Source organism: uncultured Thiodictyon sp. (genome assembly GCF_903828115.1).
GTDB lineage: Bacteria > Pseudomonadota > Gammaproteobacteria > Chromatiales > Chromatiaceae > Thiodictyon.
The window spans coordinates 1-16499 of record NZ_CAIKKU010000516.1 but is presented as its reverse complement, the minus strand read 5'-3'; the positions used below and the strand labels follow the sequence as shown (position 1 = coordinate 16499).

19 protein-coding genes are annotated in these 16499 nt (G+C 66.1%); 6 read left to right on the top strand and 13 right to left on the bottom strand.

Translation table 11 applies throughout. From position 1 onward, the window contains the following. Positions 1 to 580 precede the first annotated feature (580 nt). From QZY48_RS18970 to QZY48_RS18960, 3 genes are read left to right on the top strand one after another with little or no spacing between them, the layout of a single operon-like run. The gene (locus QZY48_RS18970) at positions 581 to 1570 is read left to right on the top strand and encodes a LysR family transcriptional regulator (protein WP_295434118.1); all 990 of its coding nucleotides are present in this window, start codon (positions 581 to 583) and stop codon (positions 1568 to 1570) included. Then, the gene (locus QZY48_RS18965; RefSeq protein ID WP_295434116.1) at positions 1563 to 2177 is read left to right on the top strand and encodes a BMC domain-containing protein; all 615 of its coding nucleotides are present in this window, start codon (positions 1563 to 1565) and stop codon (positions 2175 to 2177) included. The genes QZY48_RS18970 and QZY48_RS18965 overlap by 8 nt, the downstream gene beginning before the upstream one ends. A gap of 42 nt (positions 2178 to 2219) precedes the next feature. After that, entirely contained in the window at positions 2220 to 2777 is a 558-nt protein-coding gene (locus tag QZY48_RS18960) for an NUDIX hydrolase (protein WP_295434114.1), read from the top strand. Positions 2778 to 2973: 196 nt separating this feature from the next. Here QZY48_RS18960 and QZY48_RS18955 read toward each other — a convergent pair whose 3' ends face one another. The 6 genes from QZY48_RS18955 to QZY48_RS18930 form a co-directional block, all read right to left on the bottom strand. Further along, complete coding sequence (locus QZY48_RS18955; protein WP_295434112.1) at positions 2974 to 4278, bottom strand: PAS domain S-box protein; 1305 nt, start codon at positions 4276 to 4278, stop codon at positions 2974 to 2976. A 239-nt stretch (positions 4279 to 4517) separates the two neighbouring features. Beyond that, positions 4518 to 6221: a SulP family inorganic anion transporter gene (locus QZY48_RS18950; RefSeq protein WP_295434110.1), complete on the bottom strand. Its 1704-nt coding sequence runs from the start codon at positions 6219 to 6221 to the stop codon at positions 4518 to 4520. 156 nt (positions 6222 to 6377) lie between these two features. Further along, positions 6378 to 6881: a septal ring lytic transglycosylase RlpA family protein gene (locus QZY48_RS18945; RefSeq protein ID WP_295434108.1), complete on the bottom strand. Its 504-nt coding sequence runs from the start codon at positions 6879 to 6881 to the stop codon at positions 6378 to 6380. Positions 6882 to 6918: 37 nt separating this feature from the next. After that, positions 6919 to 7191 carry an alpha/beta fold hydrolase gene (locus tag QZY48_RS18940; protein ID WP_295434107.1) on the bottom strand — a complete coding sequence of 91 codons (273 nt, stop codon included), beginning with the start codon at positions 7189 to 7191 and terminating at the stop codon, positions 6919 to 6921. 115 nt (positions 7192 to 7306) lie between these two features. After that, positions 7307 to 8152: a hypothetical protein gene (locus tag QZY48_RS18935; protein WP_295434105.1), complete on the bottom strand. Its 846-nt coding sequence runs from the start codon at positions 8150 to 8152 to the stop codon at positions 7307 to 7309. Positions 8153 to 8516: 364 nt separating this feature from the next. After that, positions 8517 to 9947 carry a glycoside hydrolase family 1 protein gene (locus tag QZY48_RS18930; protein ID WP_295434103.1) on the bottom strand — a complete coding sequence of 477 codons (1431 nt, stop codon included), beginning with the start codon at positions 9945 to 9947 and terminating at the stop codon, positions 8517 to 8519. A gap of 197 nt (positions 9948 to 10144) precedes the next feature. Between QZY48_RS18930 and QZY48_RS18925 the strand changes: the two genes are divergently transcribed. Genes QZY48_RS18925 through QZY48_RS18915 form a run of 3 tightly spaced genes read left to right on the top strand, consistent with a single transcriptional unit; the run spans position 10145 to position 12184 of the window. Further along, positions 10145 to 10756 (top strand): LemA family protein, encoded by a 612-nt coding sequence (locus QZY48_RS18925; protein ID WP_295434101.1) that lies wholly within the window; start codon positions 10145 to 10147, stop codon positions 10754 to 10756. 2 nt (positions 10757 to 10758) lie between these two features. Then, positions 10759 to 11682, top strand: coding sequence for a TPM domain-containing protein (locus QZY48_RS18920; RefSeq protein ID WP_295434098.1), 924 nt, complete (start codon positions 10759 to 10761; stop codon positions 11680 to 11682). A 10-nt stretch (positions 11683 to 11692) separates the two neighbouring features. Further along, positions 11693 to 12184 (top strand): TPM domain-containing protein, encoded by a 492-nt coding sequence (locus QZY48_RS18915; protein ID WP_295434097.1) that lies wholly within the window; start codon positions 11693 to 11695, stop codon positions 12182 to 12184. An 18-nt stretch (positions 12185 to 12202) separates the two neighbouring features. On the opposite strand, the gene QZY48_RS18910 is transcribed toward QZY48_RS18915, so the two are convergent. From QZY48_RS18910 to QZY48_RS18880, 7 genes are all read right to left on the bottom strand, one after another. Beyond that, on the bottom strand, positions 12203 to 12652 hold the full coding sequence (locus QZY48_RS18910) for a cupin domain-containing protein (protein WP_295434095.1): 450 nt from the start codon (positions 12650 to 12652) through the stop codon (positions 12203 to 12205). Beyond that, positions 12649 to 13410 carry a 5-oxoprolinase subunit PxpA gene (gene pxpA, locus QZY48_RS18905; RefSeq protein ID WP_295434093.1) on the bottom strand — a complete coding sequence of 254 codons (762 nt, stop codon included), beginning with the start codon at positions 13408 to 13410 and terminating at the stop codon, positions 12649 to 12651. The genes QZY48_RS18910 and pxpA overlap by 4 nt, the downstream gene beginning before the upstream one ends. Before the next feature lie 33 nt (positions 13411 to 13443). After that, entirely contained in the window at positions 13444 to 14448 is a 1005-nt protein-coding gene (locus QZY48_RS18900) for a biotin-dependent carboxyltransferase family protein (protein ID WP_295434091.1), read from the bottom strand. Then, a complete protein-coding gene (gene pxpB / locus QZY48_RS18895; protein ID WP_295434089.1) occupies positions 14436 to 15119 on the bottom strand; it encodes a 5-oxoprolinase subunit PxpB in 684 nt (227 codons plus the stop codon). The genes QZY48_RS18900 and pxpB overlap by 13 nt, the downstream gene beginning before the upstream one ends. 77 nt (positions 15120 to 15196) lie before the next feature. Next, on the bottom strand, positions 15197 to 15811 hold the full coding sequence (locus QZY48_RS18890) for a hypothetical protein (protein ID WP_295434087.1): 615 nt from the start codon (positions 15809 to 15811) through the stop codon (positions 15197 to 15199). Beyond that, entirely contained in the window at positions 15784 to 16119 is a 336-nt protein-coding gene (locus QZY48_RS18885; protein WP_295434085.1) for a hypothetical protein, read from the bottom strand. The genes QZY48_RS18890 and QZY48_RS18885 overlap by 28 nt, the downstream gene beginning before the upstream one ends. After that, the gene (locus QZY48_RS18880; RefSeq protein WP_295434083.1) at positions 16071 to 16406 is read right to left on the bottom strand and encodes a ferric reductase-like transmembrane domain-containing protein; all 336 of its coding nucleotides are present in this window, start codon (positions 16404 to 16406) and stop codon (positions 16071 to 16073) included. Before QZY48_RS18880 ends, QZY48_RS18885 begins: the two co-directional genes overlap by 49 nt. Positions 16407 to 16499 lie beyond the last annotated feature (93 nt).

Genomic DNA, 16499 nt, shown 5'->3' with positions numbered 1-16499 from the left:
TCCGCGTCCAGTGCCAGGACCGGACGCGGAGCGCCCGCACGGCATTCCCACGCCGGAGCGTGGGAACGAGAAGCGGCAAGCACCGCCAACCAATCGAAGAGGCATTCAGGGTATGACCACGACCGAGCGCACCGGCGACACGCCCGTCGCACCACTACGCCGTACCAAGACCGCCGCCGCCGCGGGCGAGCCCACTGCCCCCCAGGCCGACTCCGCTGCCCCGCGGCCCCAGGCGCGCGTGCCGACCACGCCCGCGGTTGCGGTCCTCGGGCCGGCACGGACGACCACGCTAACGGCCATGGCGCCCGCGCCACCGCGAACGATGAAAGTTGCGGGCGCCATGGCCGTTCCCTCACCCCGCCCTCTCCCTGAGGGAGAGGGAGAAGTGGAGCGCGCTCCCGGCGCGACTTTTACGGTAAAGGCCGAGTCAGTCGATCCCTATCGGTCCGTCGAGCGGATCTGGCCGGATTGAGCCCCGCTCCGCAAGCCGGGATATCAGGCCGCCCAGCCTCACGATGCGCCCACCGGAGAGTTATCCTTGCCTCCCTACCGAGATCCGACTTACACGCCGCCGGCGGCGATGCCCAATTACCTGATTCGGCAAGCCAGTCTGCGCCAGCTCCAGGTGTTTGAAGCCATCGTGCGGCTCGGTAGCTTCACCCGTGCCGCGGACGAGCTCTTCGTGTCCCAGCCCACGGTGTCCATGCAGACCCGGAAACTGGCGGATGCCCTGGGACTGCCCTTACTGGAGAACGCCGGGCGTCAGGTCCTGCCGACCGAGGCCGGGGCCGAGCTCTATCAGGCCTGCCGCGCCATCTTCGAGATCTTATCGAACCTGGAGATGAAGGTGGCCGACCTCAAGGGTATCAAGTGCGGGCGCCTGCGGCTCGGCGTCATCACCACCGCCAAGTATTTCGCGCCTGAGATACTGGGTGCGTTCTGCAAGCGGTATCCCGGGATCGAGGTCGCACTCAAGGTCTCCAACCGGGATCGCATCATGGATCGCATCAACGCCAACGAGGACGATCTCTACATCCTGGGCGAGACCCACGGCGATCAGGTCGAGGTCGAGGCGGTCCCCTTTGCCCCGAACCCACTGGTGGTGATGGCCCCCCGCGACCACCCGTTGGTGGGGGAAAAGACGATCCCACTCACCCGCATCGCCGAGGAGATCTTCATCCTGCGCGAGCCCGGCTCCGGTACGCGCGACGCGACGATGAGGGTCTTTGAGCAGCACGGCTTGCGGCCCCGGGTGCGCATGGAACTCGGCAGCAGCGAGGCCATCAAGCATGCCATCGTGGGTGGGCTCGGACTGTCCGTGATGTCGCTGCACACCCTGACCTTGGATGGCACGCAGGGACCGGTCGCCCTCTTGGACGTCGAGGGCTTTCCAATCATGCGCAGGTGGTATCTGGTGTATCCAACGGGCAAGGAGTTGTCCCTGGTCGCACGGGCCTTTCTGGCGTTCGTGATCGAGAGCATACCGGGGATCATCGAGCGCATGGAGAAGATGTGGCCAACGCTCGCCGCCCAATCGACCACCGCCAAGCCGGCAGCGCAGGATGATTAACCTAAGAACCTACGTCTATATCGACTCGCTGCAGCCCCAGCTCGCCGCCTATATCGCGACGGTGTCCCAGGGCTTTCTGCCGGTACCCGGGGATGCGTGTCTGTGGGTCGAGGTCTCGCCCGGGATGGCGGTCCACCGGCTGACCGATGTGGCGCTGAAGGCGACCCGCGTCCATCTGGCCCAGCAGGTCGTCGAGCGCACCTTTGGCTCCATGGTGATCCACCAGCGCGACCAAAGCGACGTGCGCGAGGCCGGCCGGGCCGTGCTCGCCAAGCTGAAGGCCCGCGTCCAGGACCGTCAACCCTGCCGCGTCGCCTGGCACGAGGTGATCCGCGGCATGACGCCGGACCACTGCGTGCTGATCAACCGCCAGGACCGACGGGGCTCCATGATCCTGCCGGGCCAGAGCATGTTCATCCTCGAGACCGAGCCCGCCGGGTACATCGTCTATGCCGCCAACCAGGCGGAGAAGGCCGCCAACATCACCCTGATCGACGTGCGCGCCGTCGGCGCTTTCGGGCGCCTGATCCTGTCCGGCCGCGAGGGCGACGTGGACGAGGCCGCCGCCGCGGCCATCGCGGCCGTCGAAAACCCATCCGGCACCTGAGGTCCCTGCCCCAACCCATCGGCACCAGCGAGGTTCGCCGCCATGCACCGCCGCGCGCTGCTCAAACGACTCGCTGCGCACCAGACCCGCTTCATGGAGGAGTCCGCCTATGTGGCACGGGCGCGGGGGTTCATTCGCGCGCACGAGGATTGCTTCCACAGCGATCTGTGGCCGGGCCACGTGACCGGCTCGGCCTGGGTGGTCAATCCCAGCCGCGAGCGGGTCCTGCTGCTGCACCATCGCAAACACGACCAATGGTTCCAGCCCGGCGGACACGCGGACGGAGACGGCGACATCCTGCGGGTCTCGCTGCGCGAAACCGCGGAGGAGACGGGCCTCGACCCCTCGCACATCCGGCTGGTGGACGACGCCCTGTTCGACGTGGACATCCACAGCATCCCGGAGAGCGAACACGGCTCGGCCCACGAGCACATCGACATCCGCTTCCTGGTGGAGATGGACGACGACCTGCCGATCCCCGGCAACGACGAATCCCACCAGGTGCTGTGGGTACCGCTCGCACAGGTGGTGCGCTTCAACAACAGCCTTTCCACGCACCGCATGGTTGAAAAGACCCGCCGGCTTCGCCGCCGGCGATGAACCGTAGTCGTCGCGCGCCATTTGCTGGGCGAGATCGTCGGCGCCGCTGGGGTCGCGGTCATCGGCGTGGCGAGACGCCTCGCGGGCGGTCTCTGCAAACCTGCGCAAACCCGGCTGGATCGCAGGACTTCCGCTCATCTGAGGGTGGGTAACCTTCCCTCGGGCGAGGTCGCACTTGTCCGCCGGCGCCCTCCGACTAAGCCCGTGGCGAGACGGGCGCTGGGCTCAGAGACAGCGTCAGGGACACGCTGGTACCAGGCGCCAGAGGGGTGAAAGCGAGCCGGCCGCCAATGTCGCGTGCCCGTCTCTGCATGTTCGCCAGACCGCGCCCCGCCGCCGGGACGGCGGGCAGCCCGATGCCATCATCGCAGACGGCGATCCGCAACTGGCCATCCGGATGACAACAGGCGGCGACCCGGATCTGCCGGGCCTGCGCGTGCTTGACCGCGTTGTTCAGGCTTTCCTGCAGGATACGCAATATATTCAGTAGCGTCCGCCGCTCTAACGGCGGGCAGGCCGACAGCTCGATTACCCAGTCGACCTGCATCCCGAGACCAGACAGGCGGCTCTCACAGCGGTAACGATAATCGGCGATGGCGTCGTTCAGGCTCAGATCCTCGGGCCCCAGGGCTTCGACGACCAAATGGAGGTCATCGAGACACTCGCGCAATAGCGCGCCCACCTCGGCTCGGTTGAGTACGCGGTACTCGTTGCGCAGGCAAGCGCTGGCCAGTTGAGAGGCAAATCCGTCATGCAGGTCCTGCAGCAGCTGCTCGCGCTCCTGCATCCGCGAACGTTCCGCCAGGCGCACGCGCTGCGCTGCTTCCGCCTGCTTGCGCTCGCTGATGTCGCGGGTGACGCCAAGGATTTCCACAAAGGTGCTGTCGGCACTGATCGTCAGGCAGGCAATGACATCGGTCCAGACGGTGGAGCCGTCTTTGCATTTGTGTTCGAGTTCCAACCGCATTGTCCCCGTTGGCGCTCCGGCATGGAACTCAGCCAGAAAACGACCGAACTGCTCATGGACCAGGGCCAGCGAAGCGGGAGGAAAAATGTCTTCAAATGATTGCTGCAATACCTCCTCCGGCGTAAAGCCCCGTAATTGCTGCACCGAGGGGCTGACGAAGGTAAACCGGCCGTCCAGATTCATCGTCCAGATAACATCGATGGCCGTCTCGGCCAACAGCCGGTAGCGCTCCTCGCTGATCCGTAGCCGCTCTTCCATCTGCTTGCGCTCGGTGACATCGACCACGAGCGCGCGACATTCCAGCGCATTGGAAGCGAGGTTCATCGCGAGCGCCGCTTCCAGATTCGCTCGCGACTCCCGCAATTGCTCATTCTCGATCTCCAGCCCGCGCCGACGAGCCTGCAGCTCATGCACCAGGCGCTCGAGGTCGCCAACTGACTGCACGGCAGTGGTGTCCGGCGGCTGCCGAACCAGGTGCGGTTCCGCCTGGCGGGGCAAGTCAGCGGCCGCGGTGCCGGCTGGGTCGGGGTTCATCGGTCTTTGCTCACTCGATCTGCGCACTGGTCTGGCGCAGCTCATCGGTCTGGGAAGATGGCGATCGGCATCGACGGCAGTCGGTGCTTGACCGGGCCGGCGATGTCCGTGCCGGTCGACGACAGCGGGCAGGCCGCGCTCATGTGGCAGCGAACCTTATACCACGCGCCGTTATGAACTGCTTGGACAGTCCATGGAGGTATCGGCGCGGCATCGAGCTGGGTCTTGGCCCGGCCGCTCTACCCCTGGTCCTCCCAGTCCAGCCATTCCACCGGGTAGGTGCTGAGATAGCCGCTGACGGCGGCACCAACGGTCGGAAAGAAGGCCGTTTCGCCAAGGCGCGCGAACACCCCGAATCGCTTCAGTTTATCCTTAACAGGGTCCTTCATCTCGGCAAAGCACAGCTTGATGCCCGCCGCGTGCAAAGTCTCGTCCAATTCGGCCAGCATGTCGGCGGCGGTGACGTCGACGCTGGTGACCGGTTCCGCGGCCACGACCAGCCAGCGCACCGGCGTGGGTGAGGTCGCCACCGCGTCCAGCGCACGGCCCTGGAACCACTCGGCGTTGGCAAAGAACAAGGGCGCATCCCAACGGAACAGGACCAGGCCGGGGATGAGGCGCGCGTCGGGATGGCGCGTGATGTCGTGGTAGCCCTTGACGCCCTCGGCGCGTCCCAGGACCGCGCAGTAGGGGCGCCAGCCATCCCACAGAAACTCGATGACGGCAATCATGATCGCCAGGCCGATGCCTGGAATCGCACCCAGGACGACCACCCCGGCGAGGCAGCCGATGGAGAGCCAGAACTCCCAACGCTGGATGCGGTAGATGCGACGCAGGTCGGCGACCTCGATCAGGCCGATGGCCGAGGCGATCACGACGGCAGCGAGCGCACTGCTGGGCAGATTGCGCAGCAGGTCAGGGACTAGGATCAGGAGCAGGGCCACGGCGAGTGCGCCAACCACCCCGGCCAACTGGGTTTTGGCGCCCGCGGCCTCGGCCACCGGGGTGCGCGACGTACTGCTGCTGATCGGAAAGCCTTGAAAGAACCCGGCGGCCAGGTTGGCGGCGCCGAGCCCCACCATCTCCTGATTGGGGTCGACGGCAGTGCCGGTGCGGGCGGCATAGGTACGCGAGAGCACGCTGGTGTCGGCAAACGACACCAGGGCGACGGCGCCACCCCCGATCAGCACCGGCACCAGGTCATCATCGGTGATCCACGGGATGGCGAACGCGGGCAGGCCTTGAGGGAGCGCGCCCAGGACCGACAGGTTGGCGCTCGCCGCCAGGTCGAGCACCCCGACGATGAGGGTCGCGCCCACCACGGCAATCAGTATCCCCGGCACGCGCTGACTGCCCCGGAGCAGAAAGATCACCATCAGGGTGCCCACACCGATCAGCAGCGCGGTCCAGTTCGTGCTCCCGGCCAGCACCGCCTCGACGAAGGCCCGGGTGCCCTCCAGTGGACCATCGCCCGCGGCCGAGAAGCCAAACAGCTTCGGTAGCTGGCTGATCAGGACGGTCGCCGCAATGCCGTTCATGTACCCGTAACGGATCGGCTTGGAGAGGAGTTCGGTGACGAATCCCAGGCGTGCCGCACCGGCGAGGATGCACAGGGTCCCGGAGACGATCGCCATCATGCTGGCCAACGCGACCGCCCGCAGGGGGTCGCCGCCGGACAACGGCAGGACGACGGCGAGGATGACAGCGGCCAGCGCGGAATCCGGTCCCAGTACCAGGATGCGGCTGGGGCCAAACAGCGCATAGGCCAGCAGCGCAACGATGGTCGCGTAGAGGCCATAGATCCCCGGCACGCCGGATGCCACGGCGTACGCGATACCGACGGGCACCAGCATCGTCGTCAGCACCAGTCCCGCCAGGAGGTCGTGACGCAACCAGGCCAGCTCGTACTCGCGCAGGGTCTGGAGCCCCGGCAGCCAACGCATCCAGCCACGCCGAGCGGCAGCCGTCTGAGGTCGCGCAAGGCGGCCAGGCTCTGGGTGAGGCGGGGGAGAAACTGAATTGCTCATGTGATCGCGCCAGCCTGGAGGGAGAAATCCAACGCTAACACAGTGCCCCTCGGGATGGACATACGCCGACCGCTATTTCTTCGCGGGTGTCGTCTCTATCTTGACCTGCACGGTGCCGTCCTTTTCCATCTCCAGCTTGCCGGCAGCCTCATGCGAGAGGTCGATCACACGACCCTTGGCAAAGGGTCCACGATCATTAATCGTTACCTCGACTCTTTTTCCATTCTCAAGGTTGGTCACCTTCGCCTTGGTCCCCATCGGCAATGTCGGATGGGCCGCCGTCATGTCGTTCTGATCGAATCGTTCGCCGCTCGCGGTTTGGCGGCCGTCGAATCCTGGTCCGTACCAAGACGCCTTGCCGACCTCCTTGTGACTCGATCCGCCCGGCTTTTCTTCACTGCAACCAGAAAGCGCCACCGCGCCGATCACGACGATTGTCCGACAGCAGCGGATCGTTCGAGAAAGCGAAGCCTGGCACCACCTGCGATAGGCCGTTCGTGGAGAATCACCGTTGCGGACCGCGACCGGTTGCGTTGCGGGTGTTTCAGCCTGACCTGCCGTCTTGTTCTTGCCCATGAGCGTGCGCATTATTCCGTCTTGGGTCTGAGTGCCATCACCACGAGCTGACGGTGCTTTGCCGTGTACAGCACCCGGCGCGACCGATGTAGCGGGCCACCTCGCCGCCACCGGCGGAGAAGCCGATCAGCGTGACACCCGTCAGGTCAAGCGCTTCAATCAGTTCCTTGAGGTCGTCGGCATAGGTGTCCATGTCGTTGCCGCTCCAGGGCTGACTTGAGCGGCCGTATAGATCTGCAGACGCCATCAGCAGCATGGAGAGTGTTACCACGCGACGAAGCGGAACTTGGTGGAATGCTGACGTATTCATCGATAAATCTCCGAGGATAAAGTTATTACCGCCGGCGGTAAGCGCCGGGGAACACGCCGCCTGGGTGCGCTGAGGTTCGCTTGCGCCGCCTAGAGATCATTCCTTCGCTGAGTCCTCAACCATCCTCAAAATCGATCCCAGGCGCCAGAAGTTCTGCGACGGTCTGGAATTCGTCAACCGATGCAAACCGTACCATGACCCGACCGTGCCCCGTGCGCGGGTCGAAGTCAATCTGAACGGGAAAGCCGCAGCGCTCTGTCAAGAGCCTCTCGGCTCGTCCTAAATCGCCGGATGCGTGCTTTACCTGCCCCGCCATCCTGCCCGTGAGACCCGCGCGCTTACCGATCCCGGCATCCCCGGCTTGAGCCACCGTTTCCTCTCGCCGGAGGATCTCCGCGACGAGTCGTTCGACCTCGCGAACGCTGTAGGGTCGCCGCCGCGCACGGGCCGGCGTCCCCGGCAGCGCCGCCACCTTGTGAGCTAATACACGCGCCCGTTCGGGCCATGCCGTGAGCCGCGAGAGTGCCCGCGCCTGGCCGAACGATAGCGCGCCCTGCTCGATCAGATCGAGAACCGGCGCGGGCAGCGTCAACACACGCAGATAATGGGCCCCTTCGGCCCGAGATAGCCCAAACAACTCAGCGGCGGCAGTCAACGACCAGCGCTGCTCGGTGCGCAACACGCGCATGGCGCGGGCGATCGCCAGCTTCGCCCTGCCGCACCAGGGAAGATGTCCGGCGCCCACGGTCGTGCCTGGGAGTCGCGCGGTATCCTGATCGGCATCCAGCGCCGCCAACTGCTGTGCGAGTCCATCGTCGACAGGTTGCAACACCCGGGCTGGTAAGGTGTCGAACCGGGCGGCTTGCGCCAGGCGCCAGGAGAATTCCCCGATCAGCAGTTCATACCCGCCCAGTCGGCGCGGACGGACCAGCACCCGGTCACGCAGCGCCGGATTGTCCAACCAGGCGGCGAGCGCCGCGGGATCGGGCGTCGGTGCCAGTGAGCGGTGGGGTGAGCGGTAGATGTGTTCGATGGGGACAGCAATCACATCTCGCTCGGCAGGCGACGGGAGCTGGTGGTTCGGCCAAGACACGATGACGCGCTCCGCGGTTCATGCGACAACCTGGGTGAGGGGCCCTAGTAGCAAGTCAGAAATGTGAAACAACGGGTACAATCGTTGTCGTTGTCGTTGTCGTTGTCGTAATCGGAGAAGCGATGCAATTTGACGTCCGAGAAAATCCGGGTTGCTACGATAACCTCGATTACGACAACGACGCGACAAGCATACCCTAATGGACTTGTTTAACTCATTAGCGAACCGTATCTTACCGCTCGTGGCGCAGGCTGGCCCCGTTGGTGGCGATGACCTCGGTGTACCAGTCGAAGGACTTCTTCTTGTAGCGCGCGAGGGTGCCGGTGCCGTCGTCGTTGCGGTCGACATAGATGAAGCCATAGCGCTTGCTCATCTCGGCGGTGGTGAAGCTGACCAGGTCGATACATCCCCAGGCGGTGAAGCCGAGCACTTCGACGCCGTCGGCGATGGCCTCGCCGAGTTGGACGAGATGGTCACGCAGGTAGGCGATCCGGTCGTCGTCGAGCACGGTCCTGACCCCCGCGACAGTGCTCAACCGATCCCTGGCGCCCAAACCGTTCTCTACGACGAACAGGGGCTTGCCCCAGCGGTCCCAGAACTGGTTGCAGATGATCCGCAGGCCGGCGGGGTCGATCTGCCAGCCCCACTCACTGGCCTTCAAGGTGGGGTTGGGCACGCCCCCCAGGATATTGCCCGCGCCGCGGATCTGCAACGCGGGGTCGGCGGTGGCGCAGACGCTCATGTAGTAGCTGAACGACACGAAGTCGACGGTGTTGGTCAGACATTCGCGGTCCGCGTCCGTGATGTCAAGCACAATGGCGTTGTCCCGGAAATAGCGCAAGGCGTACCCGGGGTAGGCGCCGCGCGTGTGCACATCGCCGAACATCAGGTTCCGGTGGTCGGCCTGCATCGCGGCCACCACGTCGGCCGGGTTCGGCGTCAGCGGGTAGGTCGGCAGCGCCGCCAGCATGCAGCCGACCTTGGCGTCGGGGATCAGCTCATGGGCGATACGGGTGGCCAGGGCGCTGGCCACCAGCTCGTGGTGGACGGCCTGGTACAGGTCGGACTTGGCGAGCTGGTCCCGCGGGGTGTTGATCGCCCCGCTCAGGAAGGGCTCGTGCAGCACCGAGTTGATCTCGTTGAACGTCAGCCAGTACTTCACCTTGGACCCGTAGCGCTCGAACAAGACCCGCACATAGCGCGCGTAGAAGCCGATCAGCTCCCGGCTGACCCAGCCGTTGTACTTTTCGCACAGGTGCAGCGGGGTCTCGTAATGCGAGATGGTCACCAGCGGCGCGATGCCGTGCCGGGCACAGGCGTCGAACACCCGGTCGTAGAAGGCCAGGCCCTCCTCGTTGGGGGTCTCCTCGTCGCCGTTCGGGAAGATCCGGCTCCACGCGATCGACAGGCGCAAGACCTTGAAGCCCATCGCGGCGAACAGGGCCAGATCCTCTGCATACCGATGATAGAAGTCGATCCCGACCAGCTTGAGGTTGTCCGGGGTCGGCGCCGCGGTCCGCGGGCCCTCGATGCCCTTGGGTGCCACGTCCTGGATCGACAGGCCCTTGCCGCCCTCGTCGTAGGCGCCCTCCAGTTGGTTGGCGGCGGTGGCCCCGCCCCACAGGAAGCCGGGCGGGAAGGGTGTCATGGTCGCTGCGGTCATGGGCAGTATCCGTTTTTCGCAGCCCCCCGGGCCGCCGAGTGTGACGAGCATCGCACACCAAGGGCGGTTGCGCACGCGCGCGATCGGCGGCGTGCGGGGGCCGGTAGCCCCGCGGGGTCGGCGCTATGGATCTGGAGTCGCCCGGTCAGGAACGATAGAATCGATCATTGCCCTAAACCACGAGTGAGGACGACCCCATGCTGCGACGCGTATTGGCGGGTGTGTTGGCATTTCTGACCTTGGCGTCACTGAGCGCCTGTGGTTACAACCGATTACAATCCCAGGACGAGCAGATCACGGCCAGTTGGTCGGAGGTGCTCAACCAATATCAACGGCGTGCCGACCTGGTGCCCAATCTGGTGAATGTGGTGAAGGGCTATGCCGCACATGAGCAAGAGGTGCTCACCCAGGTGACGCAGGCGCGGGCGCAGGTCGGGCAGGTGCCGATGACGCCGGCGCTGATCAAGGATCCGGCCGCCTTCAAGCAATTCCAGGCGGCGCAGGGCGAGCTCGGCAGCGCCTTGTCGCGCTTGTTGGTGGTGGCTGAAAATTATCCGCAACTCAAGGCCGACGGCGTGTTCCGCGAGCTGCAGGCACAACTCGAAGGGACCGAGAACCGGATCACCGTCGCGCGCAATCGCTATATCAAGGCGGTGCGGGAATACAACACCACGGTGCGGCGGTTCCCGTCCAATCTCACCGCGATGCTGTTTGGTCAGGGGTTGAAGCCGAACTTTACGGTCGAGAACGAAGGCGCGATCTCGCGTGCACCCCGGGTCGAGTTCGGCGCGCCCGCCCCGGCGCAGTGACGATGCCGCGCCCCTGGTTGCCCGGTCGGTGTTGCCTCCTGCTCCTGTGGGGATGGTGGTGGGCGCTCGCCGCGGTGCCGACGCAGGCCGAAGTGGCCGTGCCGCCGCTGCGCTCGCACCTGACCGACCTCACGCAGACCCTCACCGCGCAACAGCAGCAGGCGATCGAACACGATCTTGCCGAGCTCCAGGCGCGCAAGGGGGCGCAGATCGCCGTGCTGATCGTGCCCGGTACTCAGCCCGAAACCATCGAACAATACGCCCGCCGCGTCTTGGACGCGTGGCAGTTGGGACGCAAGGGGGTGGATGACGGCGCGCTGCTGTTGGTGGCGAAGGATGACCACCGGCTGCGGATCGAAACCCAGTACGGCCTGGAAGGCGTGATCCCCGACGCCACGGCCAAGCGCATCATGGTCGAGGACATCACGCCGGCCCTCAAGCGCGGCGATTTCTACGGCGGGATCGCGGCGGGCCTTAGACGCATGATCGGATTGGTGGACGGCGAGCCGTTGCCGCCGCCGCCTGCGCAGGAACCGGACTGGTCCTCGATCGAGGACCTGTTGGCGTTGCTGGTGTTTGCCGTGGTGTTTGTCGCCGGTGCGTTGCGCGCGCTATTGGGCGAATTGTTCGGCGCGGCGGCGGCTGGTGCGGTGGTCGGCCTGGGTCTGTGGCTATCGGTCGGCTCCTCGATCCTGGCCGGCGCCGGTGCGATGGCCGCCTTCCTCATCGTGCTGCTCGGCCGTCGCAGAGGCAGGGGCAGGGGCGGGAGCAGGAGGGGTAAGGGGCGGCAGCGCCCCAGCGATTGGGGCTGGTGGAGCGGGGGCGGGGGCTTCAGTGGCGGGGGCAGCTCCGGCGGGGGCGGGGGCGGGGGCTTCAGAGGCGGGGGCGGCTCCGGCGGCGGGGGCGGCGCCTCCGATAGTTGGTAAGGAGAAGACGATGCGTCGGTTCTTGAAACACCTCTGCTACTTTCCCTGGCGCCTGCGGCAGCTTTTTCCCCGCCCCGTGCTGGATCGGATCGAACACGAAATCGCCGCCTCGGAAAGGCACCACAGCGGCGAGATCTGCGTTGCCATCGAAGCCAACCTCGACCTGCTGCAACTCGTACGCGGTACCACCGCGCGGGCGCGGGCACTGGAGGTCTTCAGCGACGAGCGCCTGTGGGATACCGAACAAAACAACGGCGTGCTGATCTATCTCTTGCTCGCCGAACAACGGGTGGAGATCGTTGCCGACCGGGGTATCAACGCCAGGATCGGCCCGCAGTCCTGGGCGCAAGTCTGCCGCGACATGGGCGACGCCTTCCACCGGGGCGAATTCGAGACGGGCGTCTGCACAGGCGTCCGCGACATCGCTGCGCAACTGCGGGCCCATTTCCCGGCGACCGGCGCCCACTCGAATGAACTGCCGAATCGGCCCCTGGTACTTTGACAGCGCAACCTGTCGGTATCACACCCGCATGAAGGCCGCCGCCACCGGGTCGGCGCGCAGTCCCTCCAGGTCGTGCGCGGTGGGCAAGACCGGCCGGTCCCGCTCCCGGTTGACCAGGCAGAGAAACCCCAGCGGCGCGTCCGGGTCGGCGCGCAGTTGGTGCCAGGTCCAGGGCGGGACCCGCAGCAGGTCGTGCGGTCCCAATGGATGGACCCCCTGGCCGACCAGACAGGCCCCGCGGCCGATCAGTACCAGGACGGCGTGGGCGTGCGCGTGCCGCTCCAGCGTGGAGTGACCGCCGGCGGCGATCTCAAAGTAGCGCAGTTCCGCCGCGAGGGTCTCGTCGCCGACCAGGACCTGGCGGGTGATGGCCTTGAAGGGTGCGCTGCCGCTGGGCTTATAGTCGAGCAGATCGATGCCTGCCCAACGCTGGCCGGGCAGCGAGCGCCGGACCGGAGAATCGCTCATGTCTGTTGCCTTATGTCAAAGTGATTTGGGTGTTCGCGCCCGCGACGCGGCCCGCAGCGCAGTACGCGGTGAAGGGCGCGCGCCAAGGTCAACGCCTGTTCGCCATCGCCATGCACGCACACCGTTTGTGCGTGCAGTTGGATCATCTGTCCGGTCCGTGAGCGCAGCCGCCCGGTGTCGCGGACCGAAAGCACCTGTGCGAGTGCCTCGTCAAGGGTAGCGATCACGGCGTCCGGGAGCGTGCGCAGGGTCAACTGGCCGTCGTCTTCATAGCGCCGGTCGGCGAACAGCTCCGCAATGAATCCGATCCCGGCCAGGCGGGCGCGCTCCTGCAAGACGCTGCCGGGCAGCCCCAGCACGGCAGCGCCGCCCAGCACGGCGCGGACGGCACGCAGGAAGGCGTCGGCGGCGGACGGATCCTGCATCAACCGGTGATAGAGGGCGCCGTGCGCCTTGACATGGGCGACGGCCAGTCCGCAGCGCTGCGCCTCCCGCCGGAACGCCTCCAGTTGACTGGTGCAGTCGGCCTCGATCTGCGCCGGGGTAGCGCCGGTCTCAGTCCGCCCGAAGCGCGCGCGATCCGGATAGCCGGGGTGCGCCCCGATCTGGATGCCGTGTCGTTCGGCCAGCCGCAGCGTCGCGCGCATGCGGGCAGCGTCACCCGCGTGACCGCCGCAGGCGATATTGGCGCGTGCAATCAGCGGCATCAGCGCGGCGTCCTGACCGCCGCCCTCCCCGAGATCGGCATTGATGTCCATGGTCGATTGATGCTCCTGGGCGCGGCACCGGCCTCAACCCTGTGCGGCGCGCCATGCCAGTTCGTGTTTGATGATGAGTAACCGCCGTTCGCGCTCCAGCAGCAGTTGCTGTGCCTGCGCGAGCCCGCAGGGGACGAAGCGCACCGCGTCACCGGGGCGCAGTTGCGCCAGGCGGGTGCCCTCGACGCCGGCCGTCACCCCGATCACCGGATAGCCCCCGGTGGTCTGATGGTCCGCCAAGAGCAGGATGGGATTGCCGTCCGGCGGCAGTTGCATGACCCCGCGGCAGACCCCGGCCGACGGGTACCGGCAGGACCCGAGCGTCAGGGCGGGCCCCTGCAGACGCAACGCCTGGCGGTCGGACTGCGGCAGCACGCGAAAGCTCGCCCCATGCAGGGCCGCCTGGTCCTTCGGACCTAGCCGCGACTGGTGTGGACCGGTCAGCAGCCGCAGCGGCGCGGCGCTCGGCACGCCGCTGTCGCGCCACATCGACACCTGCCAGGGCGGCGCGGCGAAGTCCCCGTGCGTGTCGGTAAGCCTCGCATGTAAGCGCGGGTAGGACTCCTGCTGCGCCCCGAGTGCCAGCACATCGCCCCGGATCAGTGCCCGCCCCGCGTGCCCGCCGAAGCGATTGCGCAAGTCGGTACCCAGCCCGCCCAGGACCACGGGCGTGTCGATCCCGCCCTGCACACACAGATACAGACGCGCGCCCTCGGTGACCTGGCCGATCTCCAGTACGCCGCCCTTTCTGATCCACACCGGCCGCCAGCCCGGCACCGGCACCCCCGCGCAGGATAGCTCGGCGGCGGCACCGGTCGCCGCGATCAGGGTATCCTCGGTGCAGCCGATCCGCGGGCCCGCCCAGGTGATCTCGATGGCCGCTTGGTGCTCGGCATTGCCGACCAGCCAGTTGCCCACGCGCAACGCGACGGTATCCAGGGCGCCCCCGGGGGTGACGCCCAGGGCCTGAAAACCCGGACGGCCGGCGTCTTGGACGCTGGAGAGCTGCCCGCCGCGCAGGATCATCAAACGGTGCACAGGGCCTCGAAGCCGCGTCGATCAACCGGCGTGAATCTTACCTGATCCCCCGCCCGCAGGAGGCTGGGCGGGTCGCGATTCGGGTCGAACAGGCGCACCGGGGTCCGCCCCACTACATGCCAGCCGCCCGGCAATTGCACCGGATAGATGCCGCACAGGTCCAGGGCGATGGCGACACTGCCGGCCGGTACCGCGCTGCGCGGGCTGGCCCGCCGCGGCACTTGCAGGGCCTGCGGCAGGCCCGCCAGATAGGGAAAGCCGGGCGCGAAGCCGATCATCACGACCTGGTACAGCGCCGCCGCGTGCCGCTCGATCACCGCGTCCACCGAGAGACCCAACTGCCCTGCCACCCGCTCCAGGTCCAGGCCGAACCCGGCCTCATAGCAGATCGGCAGCTGATGCAGGCGGGCCGCGGACGGCGTGGCCGGCGCCGCGTCCAGGGCCGCCAGCGCGGCGCACCAGGACGGCGCCGTCCAGCCGCTCGCGGCGAGGCGCACGGGGTCATAATGGATGCAGACACTCTGGACGCCCGGCACCAGGTCATGCACGAAAGGCCAGGCCCGCGCCTGCACCGCCGCGCAAAATCCAACGATGGCCGGGCGCAATGCCGCCTCCGGGGCCGCGCCGAACTCGACCAGTACGGCGCTGTCCCCGAGCGGATCGACCGTCATCGCCTCACCCCCGCGAGGACCCGTAGATGCTGATCATAGGCGTGATTGGCCGGGGTCGCGCGGCCCGCTGACCAATGTTACCGCAGGTCGAACAGTTCCTGATGAAAGTCGTTGGCCGCCAGTCCTCTGAGGCTAAAATCCCGGTGAATCGCCCGATTGAAGGCGGCTGGACCGCAAAACCAGACATCGGCGCTTGGCCATTGCGGCACCGTTCGACAGATATGTTCCACATCGAGCCTGCCATCCTTGGCGGTCACCAGAAGATGCAACTGCACCTGTGCCGCCTGCGCGAGTGCCCGCACCTTGGCGATGAAGCCCTCGTCGGGCGCGCTGGTACTGTAGAACAGATCGATTGACTTACCATCCGAGCCGTGCTCCAAGGCCGCCATGCGGGCGATGAAGGGGGTGATCCCGATGCCGCCGGCCACCCAGATCTGGCGCTGCTTACTGCCGCGGAAATCGAAACAGCCGTAGGGCCTTTCCACCTTGACGAGATCGCCGACTTTTAGAGTATTGGGAAGGGTTCTGGTGTAATCGCCGATGCCCTTGATGAGAAAGAAGAGTTTTCCATCGTCATGCCACGCGGATGAGATCGTGAAGGGGTGTGGTCCCTCGCGCTGGTCGAAGGTGAGGCATTTGCGCTGTGACGAAAAAACCGCATCATCTAGTGTCTGCGGGGTCCTTGTAACCACAACATCTGGGCACAGCGCAAATGGCTCAAGGTAACGAAGGCAAACTGCCCGGCCTCGTGTCCGGGCCAGCGGTCGGTCAGCTTGAGCGAGACCTTGAGCACGCGATTGTCGCTGTGATGCACAATCTCTTCGATGACCGCCACCGCGCGACGGCGCGCTCCTACCCTCCTGAACAGGGAGATGAAGGCCGCGACCGTGCCCCCGGTCATCAGGATCGCCAGCAGCGGAGCGATGGCCTCGCCCCAGTAGGTAAATTTCATCAACACCACGCAGTGCACCACCAGCAACAGATAAAGGATCGCCAGCACGCGGTGCGTCTTGAAGAAATAGCGAAGGTGAAACCCGTGACGCCGAGCCATTTGTGCAGCCGATAGGTCTTGTCGAGACCGCCCACGAAGGGTTCGATGCCGACCGGCCGCAGGGCCAGCATGATCCCGACGCTCATCATGCCGATCGCGATGATTCCGGTGAAGTTGACGAGCGACGCCCGCAGGGCGAAAAATTCGTAGGGTACCGAGAGAATGGGATCGGCCGCGAGCCAGAGCCCGGTAATGACGGCGATCAGGAGGAAATAACTCAGCTTGATATTCGTCATAAGCGGAAATGCGCTGGGGTGGTCGCGTTGAGGGTCTTGATGTTTATTCCGGCCAATTCTGAACCTCTGGGGGTGACATACGTCGCGGCCGGG